We start from the raw sequence: 13,225 nt of genomic DNA, 5'->3' as shown, positions 1-13,225 counted from the left end.
GAGCCGTACCAGATCGGAGAACAGTCATGGCCCAAGCCGCAGCCGTGGCGAAACCGCCCGCGCCACCCCGGCGGCGCCGTGCCTCCGCGACACCGCGCAGGCTGCCGTACCTGCTGATCGCCCCCGCGGCCCTGCTCATGCTGGGCTTCATCGCCTACCCGGTGATCAGCGTCTTCTACTACAGCCTGCAGAACTACAACCCCACCAAGCCGTGGCGGAACGGTTATGCGGGCTTCGACAACTTCGTCCACGCCTTCACCGACGACCCGCAGTTCTGGCAGACGCTGACCTTCAGCGCCAAGTGGGTCGTCGTGGAGGTCGGGCTCCAACTCCTGTTCGGCCTCGCGCTCGCCCTCATCGTCAACCAGACCTTCGTGGGCCGCTCCCTCGGCCGCGCGCTGGTCTTCTCCCCGTGGGCCGTCTCCGGGGTGCTGACCTCCGCGATCTGGGTGCTGCTCTACAACTCCCAGACGGGCATCACCCGTTACCTCGCCGACCTGGGCATCGGCTCCTACGGCACCAGCTGGCTCTCGGACACCTCGACCGTCTTCCCGGCGGCGGTGATCGCCGACCTGTGGCGCGGCGTCCCCTTCTTCGCGATCCTCATCCTCGCCGACCTCCAGTCCGTCTCGAGGGACCTGTACGAGGCCGCCGAGGTCGACGGCGCGAGCCGGCTCAAGCAGTTCTGGCACATCACCCTGCCGCACCTGAAGGACGCGATCGTCCTGTCCACGCTGCTGCGCGCGGTGTGGGAGTTCAACAACGTCGACCTGCTCTACACCCTCACCGGCGGCGGCCCGGCAGGCGAGACCACCACCCTGCCCCTGTACATCGCCAACACCAGCGTCGACGCCCACAACTTCGGCTACGCGTCCGCCCTCACCACCGTGGCGTTCGTGATCCTGCTCTTCTGCTCGATCGTCTATCTGCGACTGAGCAAGTTCGGAGGTGAGACCAAGTGATCACCGAGATCGCCCCGGCACCCGAACGGGTGGCCGCCGAGCCCGCCAGGCCGCACCGCAGGCGCCGCGCCTGGGACGAGGTCCCGCGCTGGCAGATCTACCTGCCGCTGTCCATATACCTCCTGTTCACCCTGATCCCCTTCTACTGGATCCTGCTGTTCGCCCTGCGCCCGGCCGGCTCGACCTCGCTGGTGCCCTGGCCGATGACCTTCGACCACTTCCAGAAGGTGTGGACCGAGCGCAGCTTCGGCACCTACTTCGCCAACAGCGTGTACGTCGGCATCGCCACCCTGCTGCTGACCACCGTCGTCGCGCTGGCCGGCGGCTACGCCCTCGCCCGGTTCGACTTCCGCCTCAAGCGCGGTTTCATGCTGGCCCTGCTGTGCTCGCAGTTTGTGCCCGGCGCGCTGCTGCTGGTCCCGCTCTTCCAGATCTTCGCCGAGCTGAAGATGATCAACTCACTCGGCAGCGTCATCATCGCCGAGACCGTCTTCCAGCTGCCCCTGTCGATGATCCTGATCAGCGGCTTCATCAGAAACGTGCCGTACTCCCTGGAGGAGGCCGCCTGGGTCGACGGCTGCGGCCGGCTGACCGCCTTCCGGATCGTCGTCCTGCCGCTGCTGCGCCCCGGGCTGATCGCCGTCGGCTCCTTCGCCTTCGTGCACGCCTGGAACCACTTCCTGTTCGCCCTGATGTTCCTGTCCGACCAGGGCAAGCAGACCATCCCCGTCGGCCTCAACACCCTGATGAGCGCGGACAGCGTCGACCTCGGCGCGCTCGCCGCGGGCGGCATCGTCGCCGCCGTCCCCGTCGTCGTCGTGTTCGCGTTCATCCAGAAGTGGCTGATCACGGGCTTCAGCGCGGGGGCGGTGAAGGGATGAGCACGGCCCTGCCGGTGGTCCTGGCGGGCGCCCGCGGCCACGGCCGTCGGCACCTGGACAACATCCGCGGGCTCCAGCAGCGGGGGCTGGTACGGCTGGTGGGCATCTGCGAGTTGACCCCGCTCGCGCCGCACGAGATCCCGGACGGGCTCGGCGCCCCGGCCCAGTCGTCCGACCTCGGCGCCCTGCTCGACGCCACCGGCGCCCGGATCGCCGTCATCTGCACCCCGATCCCCACCCACACGGACCTCGCCCTCACCGCGGCCGTGCGGGGCGTGCACATCCTGCTGGAGAAGCCGCCCGCCCCCTCCTACGCCGAGTTCCGGCGGCTGTCCGACGGGGTCGCCGCGGCCGGGGTCACCTGCCAGATCGGCTTCCAGTCGCTGGGTTCGCTCGCGCTGCCCGCGATCCGCAAGCTGATCGCCGAGGGCGCCGTCGGGGAGGTCGTCGGCGTCGGCGGGGCCGGGGCCTGGGCGCGCGACGAGGCGTACTTCAGGCGGGTGCCCTGGTCCGGCAAGCGGCGCCTGAACGGCGTCGACGTGGCCGACGGCGTGCTCACCAACCCGCTGGCCCATGCCGTGGCCACCGCGCTCGCCCTGCTCGGCACCACGCGCGCCGACGACGTCACCGGCGTCGAGACCGAACTGCTGCGCGCCAACGACATCGAGTCCGACGACACCTCCTGCGTTCGCGTCCGCACCCGGCGCGGCCCGGTCGCCGTGGCCGCGACCCTGTGCGCCGAGCGGCCCGGCGAGCCGTACGTCATGGTGCACGGCGAGCGCGGCCGGATCACCTTCTGGTACAAGCAGGACCGGGTGCTGCTGCAACGGGCGGGCCACGGCCCCGAGGAGACCGAGTACGGCCGCACGGACCTGCTGGAGAACCTCGTCGCCCACCTCACCACCGGGCAGGAGCCGCTGGTCCCGCCGGCCGCGACGGGCGCTTTCATGGAGGTCGTCGAGGCGATCCGGCGGGCCCCCGAACCGGTCGCGCTGCCCGCCGGGGCCTGGCGGTTGCTGCCGGGCGAGAACCGCAGGGTGGTGCCCGGCATCGACGGGCTCGTCGCGGCCTGTGCCGACACCCTCGCCCTCTACTCCGAGCTGGGCGCCCCCTGGGCCCCACCGAAACAGGTGAGCACCCGATGACGACCGACGACACCCTGGTGCTGCGCGTCGCGGGCCGCCCGGTCGGCCGCTACCTCACCCGGCCCGAACTCCCGGCCCGGCTCTCCCCGCGCCCCTTCCTGCACCCCGTCACCACCCTGGCCGGCACGGCGGTCACCGAGCTGAGCCCCGCCGACCACCTCCACCACCTCGGCGTCGGTGTCGCCGTTCCCGACGTCGAGGGGCACAACTTCTGGGGCGGCCGCACCTTCGTCCGCGACCGCGGCCCCACCGAACTCGACAACCACGGCGCCCAGCGCCACATCTCCTTCCAGTTGCGCGACCCCGACGGCTTCGTGGAGGAGCTGCGCTGGGTGGCCGCCGGACGCGAGCTGCTGCGCGAGCGGCGCACCGTCGCCGCCACCGAACTCACGGCCGCCGCCTGGGCGCTGGACTTCACCTTCTCCCTCACCAACGTCACCGCGGACCCGCTGTCCATCGGCAGCCCCGCCACCAACGGACGGCCCGGCGCGGCCTACGGCGGCTTCTTCTGGCGGGCCCGCGCGGCGGACCGCGCGCCCGAGGTCTTCACCGCCGACCGCGTGGGCGAGCCCGAGGTGCACGGCAGGACCGCCGACTGGCTGGCCCTTGCGGGCGAGGACTGGACGCTGGTGTTCGCCGGGGCCACCGCGGACACCCGGCGCGACCCGTGGTTCGTGCGCACCGCCCAGTACCCGGGCGTGGGCTCCTCGCTGGCGCACGCCGAACGGCTGCACGTGCCGCCCGGCGGCACCGCCGTACGGCGCGTCGTCACCGTCGTCGCCGACGGCCGCCTCGGCCGGGACGAGGCCGCGGCACTGGTGCGCAAGGCGGTGAGCCCATGAGCCTGCGCGGCGCCGACCTCGGCGACGGGACCTACCGCAACCCGGTCCTCGACGCCGACTGGTCCGACCCGGACGTCGTCCGCGTCGGCGACGACTACTACCTCACCGCCTCCAGCTTCGGCCGCGCCCCCGGACTGCCGCTGCTGCACTCCCGCGACCTGGTCAACTGGACGCTGGTCGGCCATGCGCTGCCCGCCCTGGAACCGGCCGCGCGGTTCGCCGTGCCGCGCCACGACTGCGGGGTGTGGGCGCCGTCGCTGCGCCACCACGACGACCGCTTCTGGATCTTCTGGGGCGACCCCGACCAGGGCATCTTCCAGGTCAACGCGCCCGAGATCCGCGGCCCCTGGACCGCGCCGCACCTCCTGAAGGAGGGCAAGGGACTGATCGACCCCTGCCCGCTGTGGGACGAGGAGAGCGGCGAGGCCTATCTCGTGCACGCCTGGGCCAGGTCCCGCTCCGGCGTCAAGAACCGGCTCACCGGCCACCGCATGCACCCCGACGGCACCGGCCTGATGGACGAGGGCGAGGTGATCGTCGACGGCGACCGGATCCCCGGCTGGTTCACCTTGGAGGGTCCCAAGCTCTACCGGCACGACGGCTGGTTCTGGATCTTCGCGCCCGCCGGGGGAGTGGCGACGGGCTGGCAGGGCGTCTTCCGGTCCCGCGCGTTCTTCGGGCCGTACGAGGAGCGGTCCGTGCTGGAGCAGGGGGACACCGACGTCAACGGGCCGCACCAGGGCGGCTGGGTGCGCACCCCGTCGGGCGAGGACTGGTTCCTGCACTTCCAGCAGCGCGGCGCGTACGGCCGGGTCGTCCACCTCCAGCCGATGCGCTGGGCCGCCGACGGCTGGCCGGTGCTCGGGGACGACGGCAGCCCGGTCGCCGTCCACCGCAAACCCGCACTGCCGCCCCAGCCGGCCGCCGTGCCCGCCACCGACGACGACTTCCCCGGCGGACGGTACGGGCGGCAGTGGCAGTGGACGGCCAATCCGCGGGACGGCTGGGCCACCCAGCACTCCGGGGACGGGCTCAGGCTGGCCTGTGTCCGCTCGGCCGGCCCGCACGACCTGCGCGCGGTGCCGAACGTCCTCACCCAGCGGCTGCCCGGCTCGCCGTGCGCGGCCGAGGTCGAACTGCGGCTGGACGGCGCGGAGGCGGGCGCGCGGGCCGGACTCGCGGTGCTCGGGGACGCCTACGCCTGGATCGGCCTCGAACGGGACGCGGACGGCACGGCCTGGCTCGTGCACCGGTTCGCCGAGCCGGCCGCGGCGGCGGCACCGGGAACGTTCCCGGCGCGGCGGGAAGGCGAGCGGGACGCCGCCCGGCCGGTCCCGGTGCCCGCGGGACGGGTCCGGCTGCGGATCGAGGCCGGCCCCGGAGCGCGCTGCCGCTTCGTCTACGACGCCGGGGACGGGCCGCGCACCTGGGGGCCCGTGTTCGCCGCCACCCCCTGGCGCTGGGTCGGCGCCCTGCTCGGCCTGTTCGCCCTGGCGCCCGAGGGACCGGGCCCCGCCGGGGCGGCCGTCTTCACGCACTTCCGCATCACCCCGTCCTGAGCCCGTCCGGGCCGGGACACGGCACGACGACCGCCGGCGGCCGCGCGAGCGGACACCCGCCCCGCACCGTCACATCCCCGTTGGATCCAGAAGAAGAGAGCCGATCGATGAAGAAGAGCATCCGCAGAAGCAGGCGCGCCGCCACGGCCGTCGCCCTGGGTTCCGTGCTCGTGCTGACCGCCACCGCCTGCGGCGACGACGGTAGCGGCAGCGCGGGGGACAAGGGCGGTGAGGGCTCGGGCAAGGGCACGATCACCTTCTGGGACAACAACGGCGGTGTGCGCACCGACATCTGGAAGCAGGTCATCGCCGACTTCGAGAAGAAGTACCCGGACATCAAGGTCGAGTACGTGGGCATCCCGGCCGCGAGCGCCCAGTCGAAGTACGACACCGCCATCCAGGGCGGCGGGCTGCCCGACGTCGGCGGGGTGGGCACGGCGATGCTCGCCGAGGTCGCGGTGCAGGGCGCGCTGGAGCCGCTCGACGACCGGATCGCGAAGAGCCCGCTGAACGGCAAGCTGAACGAGGGCCTGCTGGCGATCTCCACGTCGGCGGGCGGCGGTGACACCCTCTACCAGGTGCCGACCTCGGCGAACAACGGCACCCTGTGGTACCGCACCGACCTGTTCGAGCAGGCCGGCCTCGACGCGCCGACCACCTGGTCGAAGTTCTACGACGCGGCGGACAAGCTCACCGACAAGGCCAAGAACCGGTTCGGCTTCACCATCCGCGGCGGCGAGGGCGCCATCGCGCCGGCCCTGGACGCGGTGTACGGCCAGACCGGCATCACCTCGTTCTGGAAGGGCGACAAGACCACCGTCAACGATCCGCGCAACGTGGCCGCCCTGGAGAAGTACGTCGCCCTGTACAAGAAGGTCACCCCGGCCGCCGACGTCAACAACGACTTCACCAAGATGGTCGCCCAGTGGGACAGCGGCACGATCGGCATGCTGAGCCACAACCTGGGCTCCTACCAGGACCATCTCAAGGCGCTGGGCGAGGGGAAGTTCCGCGGCATCCCGAACCCGACGCTGGAGGACGGCACCCGGGTGCAGGTGTCCAACCCGGTCGACGGGCTGAGCCTGTTCAAGTCGAGCAAGAACAAGGCGGCGGCCTGGAAGTTCATCGAGTTCGCGGTGTCGCACGAGGAGAACTCCAAGTTCAACCGGTCCGCGGGCCAGGTCCCGGCGAACACCGACGCGGCCCAGGACGCCTGGATCCAGCAGTCCGAGCCCACGAAGCTGGCGGCGGAGGCGCTGAACGGAACCAACACCAAGATCGTGCAGCTGCCGTACTACCTGCCCGACTGGAACACCATCTCGAAGGCCGACAACGAGCCGAACTTCCAGAAGCTGCTGCTCGGGAAGATGACCGCGAAGGACTTCCTGGACACCCTGGCCGACCAGCTCGACTCGGCGCAGGCCGACTGGAAGCAGAACCACTGAGGTCCCGGTGAATCCCGGCGGCGGGGAGCCGCCGGCGTCCGGCGCGGGCCGGGGCGCGCGGCTCCCCGTGCGCCCCGGCCTTTGCGGCCGGCGACTCCACCGCAGCACCGAAGACCGCCGCCGAGGCCCCGGACACCGGCTGGGACCCGGCGCTCACCCGGCCCGCATCGGACCCGTCACCGAGGAGAACCCACCGTGCGTCACATATGTCATGAACGTGCCATCCGGGCGGCCGTCGCCGTGACCTGCGCCGGCCTCGTGCTCACCGTCACCGGCCCCGCCGCCGCACAGCCCGCCCACCGCGCCGACGCCTCCCGTCAGGTGCTGCCCGCGAACGACGGCTGGGGCGCCCACGGCACCGGCACCACCGGCGGCGCCGCCGCCGACCGCGCACACGTCTACACCGTCACCACCTGGGAGGAGTTCAAGGCCGCCCTGGCCGACGGCGGCAGCGCGCCCAGGATCGTCAAGGTCAAGGGCACCATCGACGCCGACGGCCCGGACTGCACCTCCTTCCAGGCGCCCGGCTACGACCTCGCCACCTACCTGGACACCTACTCCCCGCAGAACTGGGGCCGCGACAGAACCCTGGACGACGAGCCCGCCGACAGCCCCGAGGGGCTGCGCCGCGCCTCCGCCGCCCGCCAGGACGCCTACATCAAGGCGTTCGTCCCGGCCGACACGACCATCGTCGGCATCGGCAAGAACGCCGGCTTCAAGGGCGCCAGCCTGCAGATCAAGGACGTCGACAACGTCATCGTCCGCAATCTGACCTTCGAGAGCCCTCTCGACTGCTTCCCGCAGTGGGACCCCACCGACACCGCCGACGGCAACTGGAACTCCGAGTACGACAGCGCGGTGATCTACGGCTCGACCCATGTGTGGATCGACCACAACACCTTCACCGACGGCGACCACCCCGACAGCACCCACCCGTACTACTACGGCCGGATCTACGAACAGCACGACGGCGAACTGGACATCGTCAAGGGCGCCGACTACGTCACGGCCTCCTGGAACGTCTTCAGGGACCACGACAAGACGATCCTGATCGGCAACAGCGACAGCGCCTCGACCGCCGCGGTCGACCGCGGCCACCTCAAGGTGACCTTCCACCACAACCTGTTCGCGAACCTGGTCGAGCGCGCGCCCCGGGTCCGCTTCGGACAGGTCGACTCCTACAACAACCACTTCGTCGCCGAGGCGGGCTACGGCTACACCTACGGCATCGGCATGGAATCCCAACTCGTCGCCGAACACAACGCGTTCACCCTGGCCGACGGGGTCACGGCGGGGTCCGTCCTGAAGAAGTGGAAGGAGGCGCCGGTCACCGCCGAGGACAACTACGTCAACGGCGTACGGACCGACCTGATCGCCGTCCACAACGCCGAGGTCCCCGGGGAGACCCTGCAGCGCGGCGCGGGCTGGACACCCACCCTGCGCACCGGGATCGACCCGGCCCGGGCCGTGCCCGGCATCGTCGGCCACCGAGCGGGCGCCGGCCGGCTCGGCTGACCCGCAGCGCACGGGCCGGGGCCCCACCGCCCCGGCCCGCCCCGATCAACCGCCGCACCGCGAAGGAGCATCCGCATGCCCTCGCCCCACCCCCCGCCCCCGCTGACCAGAAGGGGCTTCCTGGCCGCCGGAGCCGCGGCGGGCGCGGCGCTCGGCCTCGCCCCGGCACCCGCCCGGGCCGCCGCCGCGCCCCGCCCGTTCGGCCGCCACGGCTCCCCCCGGCACCGCCTCACGCCCCGCACCCTCTACGTCGAGCCGCACGGCCGCGGCGACGTCACCACCGTCAGGGACGCCGTGGCCGCCGCGAGCGGCGACGGCTGGACGCTGGTCATCGCCCCCGGCGTCTACCGCGAGACGGTCACCCTCGACGCCGGCCGCACCGGCGCGACCTGGATCGGCGCCTCGGAGGACCCCCGGGACGTCGTGATCGTCTACGACAACGCGGCCGGCATGCCCAAGCCCGGCGGCGGCACCCACGGCACCACCGGCTCGGCCACCACGACCCTGCAGGCGGACGGCTTCACCGCCCGCTGGATCACCTTCGCCAACGACTGGCTGCGCGCCGAGCACCCGGACATCACCGGGACCCAGGCGGTGGCCGTCAAGGTGCAGGGCGACCGCAGCGCCTTCCTGCACTGCCGCTTCCTCGGCCACCAGGACACCCTGTACGCCGACTCGACGGCGCTCGCCGCCTTCGCCCGCCAGTACTACCGCCACTGCTACATCGAGGGCGACGTGGACTTCGTCTTCGGCCGGGCCACCGCCGTCTACGAGGACTGCCACTTCCGCACCCTGGTCCGCACCGACCTGGCCTCGGCCCCGTACGGCTTCGTCTTCGCGCCGTCCACGGCGGGCGCCAACCCGCGCGGCTTCCTGGTCACCCGCTGCCGGGTCAGCAGCGCGGCACCGGACGGCGCCTACAAACTGGCCCGCCCCTGGGTGCCCAGCTCGGACGTCACCGCCCGCCCGATGCTCACCGTGCGCGACACCCGGCTCGGCCCCGGCATCGACGCGACCGCGCCCTACGCCAGCATGTCGGACGCCTTCCCGTGGCAGGAGCAGCGGTTCGCCGAGTACCGCAACACCGGCCCCGGCGCCGCGGTCGTCGTCCCCGGCAACCGGCCCCAGCTCAGCGACGCCGAGGCCGAGTCGCACACCCCGGCGGGGTATCTCGGCGACTGGCGGCCCTGGGCCGTCCGCCCGCTGTGAACCGGCACGGCCGGCCGCGCACCCTCGAAGCGGCGGACGCGGTCAGGAACCCGGGCCGAACCGGATTCCGCCGTGCACGTCACGGCTCTGCACGAGCGAGGTGACCGTTCCGCTGTTGCTGTTGTGCACGGACCCGGCGGGCGCGCCGAGTTCGCGGACGAGCCCGAGGAGTTCGGGCCGCTCGGCGACGGCGGCCAGCAGGAAGGCGGTCCAGCGGGCGGTGACCCGGTCCCGCGTCTCGCCGTCGTCCGGCCCCTGGCCGTTGTCCGGCCCCTGGCCGTCGTCCGGGTCACCGTCGGCCGTGTGCCGGTGCGCGTCGTCCAGCCGCCGCTCGATCTCGTCCGCCGGCTCGCCGGTCCGCCCGCTCCACCGGGCCGCGAGCCAGGTGCGCACCCGCTCCCATCCGTCGGTCATGATCGCGGCGACCAGCGCCTGGGCCCCCGGTGCCACGATCGGCGTCAGATCCATCGCGGTGTCCCCCTCCGTCCGCTCGGCGGCTCGACGGTCACCGTCGGCGACGGCTCCCGCCAGTGATGGTGTCCGCCGTCCGCAGCCGCCAATCGTGGGACGCTTCTGAGATGCGGCCGTGGCCCGGCGGCTGCCTACGGCCGCGCACGCCCCGGCGCGGCGAAGCCGCCCGTCACGGTCGCGCGGCGCCCGTCGTCCGCCGTGCCGGTGACGGTGTAGCGGTCCCGCCCGGCGTCCCGGCCGCCGCGGTCGTGGTCGTACTGCCCGGCGAAGACCCATGCGCCCGCCGGGACCGTACGCCCCCGTCGGAGCGTCCAGGTGAAGACGAGGAAGCCGTCCCGCTCATGTGCCGTCAGCTCGAAGTCGTCCTCGGGCAGGGTGCGCCAGGCACCGGTGGAGGTCACCCCGCCGGTCTGGGCGACCGCCAGCCGCACGCTGAGGGAGGTCAGCGGCCGCGATGTCCTCAAGGTCACCTCGCTCTGCGCCCAGAACGCGTTGCTGTGCGGGTCGACCGCGCCCTCCGACGACAGCGGGCCGTCCCGCTCGCCGCGCGCCGTGGGCGCCGGGGTCCGCGGGCCCGGGTCCTGCGAGGCCGCGACGGTCCGCCGCGCGGGCGGGGCCTCCCCGGCGAGGGACACCACCCCGTACCCGCACAGGGCGAGCACCCCGGCGACCCCCACGGCGGCACCGACCACCCACCCCCAACCCCCCGCCCGCACCCCGCGGCCCACCGTCTGTGCCCTGCCCCGTTCGATGCGGGCCAGGATGCGTGCGCGGTCCGGGTGATGTGCCTCGGCCGCCGCGCGCAGCCGGGCGCGCACCTCACGCTGCGCCTCCTCGGGCACCTCCCGTCCCGTCATCGGCGCCGTCCTCCGCTCCCGCCGCCGGGCACCCGCAGGGCCGCGGCCGTCTCCGCCCGTGGCGCCGCCCCCAGCGCCGCGGGCATCGCCCGCGGCAACTCCCTCGAGCCCAGCCGCCGCTGGAGTTCGGCCATGCCCTTCGACGTCTGGCTCTTCACCGTACCCACGGAGATGCCGAGGGCGAGCGCGGTCTCCCGCTCCGACAGGTCGAAGGCATGCCGCAGCACCACACACGCCCGTTTCCGGAACGGCAGCCCGCGCAGCGCCTCTTGCACATCGACCACGCCCGGCACGTCCGGGTTCTCGGTGCGCTCCTCGCGGTGCGGCCAGAACAGCGCGATCCGGCGCCGCTCACGGACCGCGCTGCGAATCCGGGTGCGGGCCAGATTGGCGACCACGCCCCGCGCGTACGCCACCGGGTGGTCGGCCGCGCGCACCCGGTCCCAGCGGTGCCACAGCGCGAGCAGCGCATCCGCGGCCAGATCGTCGGCGGCGTCCGGCTCTCCGGTCAACAGGTGGGCCAGACGGGAGAGTTCGGCGTAGTGGCGTTCGAAGAATGCATGGAACTCCGCGGCGTCGTCGTCCGCGACTTGACCCACGGGTCTGTCTCCTCGCAGCGCTTCCCGGCGCCGAACGGCCGTGCGCCGGACGGGACCGGGAACTGTAGCAGCGGTCGTGCGATTCCTCGAACAACGTATGGGCGGCCGAACCCGATTTCCTTAACACGGCGAAAACCTGAGACCGCATCGACGCGGGAACAATCCAGCCAGCATCCGCGCACCGATCACTCAGTCATCGAGGAGCCCGACCATGCCCGAGACGCAGAAGGCGGCCGACCGGTCACCCGCCCCGCCCCCCGGAACCGGCGGCGTCGACCGGTACTTCAGGATCACCGCCCGGGGCTCCACCCTGGGCCGGGAGATACGCGGCGGCTTCGCCACGTTCTTCACCATGGCCTACATCCTCGTGCTGAACCCGATCATCCTGGGCAGCGCCAAGGACAAGTTCGGCCATCAGCTCGACACCGGCCAACTCGTCACCGCCACCGCCCTGGTGGCCTGTGTGATGACCATCGTCATGGGGGTCGGCGGCAACCTCCCGCTCGCCATCGCCGCCGGGCTCGGCCTGAACGCCGTCGTCGCCTTCCAGCTCGCCCCGCTGATGAGCTGGGACGACGCGATGGGTCTCGTCGTCATCGAAGGCGTCGTGATCTGCGTCCTGGTGCTCACCGGACTCCGGGAAGCGATCATGAACGCGATCCCGCAGCAGCTCAAGCAGGCGATCGGCGTCGGCATCGGCCTGTTCATCGCCTTCATCGGCTTCGTCGACGCCGGGTTCGTCAGCCGCGTCCCGGACGTCGCGAACACCACCGTGCCGGTGCAACTGGGCTCCGTCGGGCGGCTGACCGGCTGGCCCGTCCTCGTGTTCTGTCTCGGCGTGCTGCTGACCATCGCGCTGCTCGCGCGCGGGGTGAAGGGCGCGATCCTCATCAGCATCGTCACGATGACCGTCGTCGCGATCGTCATCGACGCCGTCGCCGACATCAAGAGCTGGGGCCTGACCACCCCCAAGGTGCCCGACGAGATCGTCGCCGCCCCCGACTTCGGGCTCTTCGGTCACTTCAGCCTGTTCGGCGGCTTCGCCGAGGCCGGCGTCCTCACCGCCGTACTGCTCGTCTTCACCCTGATCCTGTCGGACTTCTTCGACGCCATGGGCACCATCGTCGGCGTCAGCGCGGAGGCCGGGCTGCTCGACGAGCGGGGCCAGGTGCCGGACATCGGCCGTGTGCTGTTCATCGACGGCGCCGCCGCGGTCGCCGGCGGGATCGGCTCCGCCTCCTCCAACACCGCCTACATCGAGTCGGCGGCGGGCGTCGGTGAGGGCGCCCGCACCGGCTTCGCCAACCTGGTCACCGGCGGACTCTTCGGTCTCGCGCTGTTCCTGACCCCGCTGCTGACCATCGTCCCGCTCCAGGCGGCGGCGCCCGCGCTGATCGCGGTGGGCTTCCTGATGATGACCCACGTCAAGCACATCGAGTGGGACAGGTACGAGATCGCCGTCCCGGCCTTCCTCACCATCGCCGCGATGCCGTTCACGTACTCCATCACCGACGGCATCGGCGCCGGGTTCCTGTCCTACGTCGTCATCAAGACGGTGCTGGGCAGGGCCAGGGAGGTCAACTGGCTGCTGTGGGCCGTCTCCGCACTGTTCCTGGTGTACTTCGCGATCGACCCGGTGGAACAGCTCCTCGGCGTGAAGTGACGCCGGGTACCTCGCGCCCCGCGAGGGGCGCGGGGAACTGCGCGACCAGCCCCCACCGGCCGGCGCCGAACCGACGA

General features: G+C 72.4%; 12 protein-coding genes. 9 read left to right on the top strand and 3 right to left on the bottom strand.

The features are described from left to right. Positions 1-26 precede the first annotated feature (26 nt). From ACIRFL_RS17230 to ACIRFL_RS17195, 8 genes are all read left to right on the top strand, one after another. Positions 27-962, top strand: coding sequence for a carbohydrate ABC transporter permease (locus ACIRFL_RS17230; protein ID WP_404029169.1), 936 nt, complete (start codon positions 27-29; stop codon positions 960-962). Beyond that, entirely contained in the window at positions 959-1,843 is an 885-nt protein-coding gene (locus ACIRFL_RS17225; protein ID WP_404029167.1) for a carbohydrate ABC transporter permease, read from the top strand. Before ACIRFL_RS17230 ends, ACIRFL_RS17225 begins: the two co-directional genes overlap by 4 nt. After that, entirely contained in the window at positions 1,840-2,988 is a 1,149-nt protein-coding gene (locus ACIRFL_RS17220; RefSeq protein WP_404029165.1) for a Gfo/Idh/MocA family protein, read from the top strand. Before ACIRFL_RS17225 ends, ACIRFL_RS17220 begins: the two co-directional genes overlap by 4 nt. Then, positions 2,985-3,830 carry a PmoA family protein gene (locus tag ACIRFL_RS17215; protein WP_404029163.1) on the top strand — a complete coding sequence of 282 codons (846 nt, stop codon included), beginning with the start codon at positions 2,985-2,987 and terminating at the stop codon, positions 3,828-3,830. The genes ACIRFL_RS17220 and ACIRFL_RS17215 overlap by 4 nt, the downstream gene beginning before the upstream one ends. Continuing rightward, positions 3,827-5,389, top strand: a complete 1,563-nt coding sequence (locus ACIRFL_RS17210; protein WP_404029162.1) for a family 43 glycosylhydrolase — start codon at positions 3,827-3,829, stop codon at positions 5,387-5,389. Before ACIRFL_RS17215 ends, ACIRFL_RS17210 begins: the two co-directional genes overlap by 4 nt. A gap of 107 nt (positions 5,390-5,496) precedes the next feature. Continuing rightward, the gene (locus ACIRFL_RS17205; RefSeq protein WP_404029160.1) at positions 5,497-6,834 is read left to right on the top strand and encodes an ABC transporter substrate-binding protein; all 1,338 of its coding nucleotides are present in this window, start codon (positions 5,497-5,499) and stop codon (positions 6,832-6,834) included. A 195-nt stretch (positions 6,835-7,029) separates the two neighbouring features. Then, positions 7,030-8,349, top strand: a complete 1,320-nt coding sequence (locus ACIRFL_RS17200) for a polysaccharide lyase family 1 protein (RefSeq protein ID WP_404029158.1) — start codon at positions 7,030-7,032, stop codon at positions 8,347-8,349. Positions 8,350-8,424: 75 nt separating this feature from the next. After that, a complete protein-coding gene (locus ACIRFL_RS17195; RefSeq protein WP_404029156.1) occupies positions 8,425-9,558 on the top strand; it encodes a pectinesterase family protein in 1,134 nt (377 codons plus the stop codon). 42 nt (positions 9,559-9,600) lie between these two features. Here the strand turns inward: ACIRFL_RS17195 and ACIRFL_RS17190 are convergent, their stop codons facing one another. The 3 genes from ACIRFL_RS17190 to ACIRFL_RS17180 all read right to left on the bottom strand — a co-directional run bounded on the left by ACIRFL_RS17190 (position 9,601) and on the right by ACIRFL_RS17180 (position 11,485). After that, positions 9,601-10,026 carry a hypothetical protein gene (locus tag ACIRFL_RS17190; protein ID WP_404029154.1) on the bottom strand — a complete coding sequence of 142 codons (426 nt, stop codon included), beginning with the start codon at positions 10,024-10,026 and terminating at the stop codon, positions 9,601-9,603. A gap of 134 nt (positions 10,027-10,160) precedes the next feature. Continuing rightward, complete coding sequence (locus ACIRFL_RS17185; protein WP_404029153.1) at positions 10,161-10,886, bottom strand: hypothetical protein; 726 nt, start codon at positions 10,884-10,886, stop codon at positions 10,161-10,163. Next, entirely contained in the window at positions 10,883-11,485 is a 603-nt protein-coding gene (locus tag ACIRFL_RS17180; protein ID WP_404029151.1) for a SigE family RNA polymerase sigma factor, read from the bottom strand. Before ACIRFL_RS17180 ends, ACIRFL_RS17185 begins: the two co-directional genes overlap by 4 nt. A 211-nt stretch (positions 11,486-11,696) precedes the next feature. Here ACIRFL_RS17180 and ACIRFL_RS17175 point away from each other — a divergent pair, with 211 nt between their 5' ends. Continuing rightward, positions 11,697-13,148 (top strand): NCS2 family permease, encoded by a 1,452-nt coding sequence (locus ACIRFL_RS17175; RefSeq protein WP_404029150.1) that lies wholly within the window; start codon positions 11,697-11,699, stop codon positions 13,146-13,148. Positions 13,149-13,225: the final 77 nt, after the last annotated feature.

Source organism: Streptomyces sp. NPDC102462, assembly GCF_044765425.1.
Classification (GTDB): Bacteria; Actinomycetota; Actinomycetes; order Streptomycetales; family Streptomycetaceae; genus Streptomyces.
Note: the sequence above shows the minus strand (reverse complement) of the source record. Positions and strands in the feature narration are given on the sequence as shown.

Coding starts and splice junctions, on each gene's coding strand:
- ACIRFL_RS17230 (WP_404029169.1), top strand. CDS start 27: ATGGCCCAAGCCGCAGCCGTGGCGAAACCGCCCGCGCCACCCCGGCGG.
- ACIRFL_RS17220 (WP_404029165.1), top strand. CDS start 1,840: ATGAGCACGGCCCTGCCGGTGGTCCTGGCGGGCGCCCGCGGCCACGGC.
- ACIRFL_RS17215 (WP_404029163.1), top strand. CDS start 2,985: ATGACGACCGACGACACCCTGGTGCTGCGCGTCGCGGGCCGCCCGGTC.
- ACIRFL_RS17210 (WP_404029162.1), top strand. CDS start 3,827: ATGAGCCTGCGCGGCGCCGACCTCGGCGACGGGACCTACCGCAACCCG.
- ACIRFL_RS17205 (WP_404029160.1), top strand. CDS start 5,497: ATGAAGAAGAGCATCCGCAGAAGCAGGCGCGCCGCCACGGCCGTCGCC.
- ACIRFL_RS17195 (WP_404029156.1), top strand. CDS start 8,425: ATGCCCTCGCCCCACCCCCCGCCCCCGCTGACCAGAAGGGGCTTCCTG.
- ACIRFL_RS17190 (WP_404029154.1), bottom strand. CDS start 10,026: ATGGATCTGACGCCGATCGTGGCACCGGGGGCCCAGGCGCTGGTCGCC.
- ACIRFL_RS17185 (WP_404029153.1), bottom strand. CDS start 10,886: ATGACGGGACGGGAGGTGCCCGAGGAGGCGCAGCGTGAGGTGCGCGCC.
- ACIRFL_RS17175 (WP_404029150.1), top strand. CDS start 11,697: ATGCCCGAGACGCAGAAGGCGGCCGACCGGTCACCCGCCCCGCCCCCC.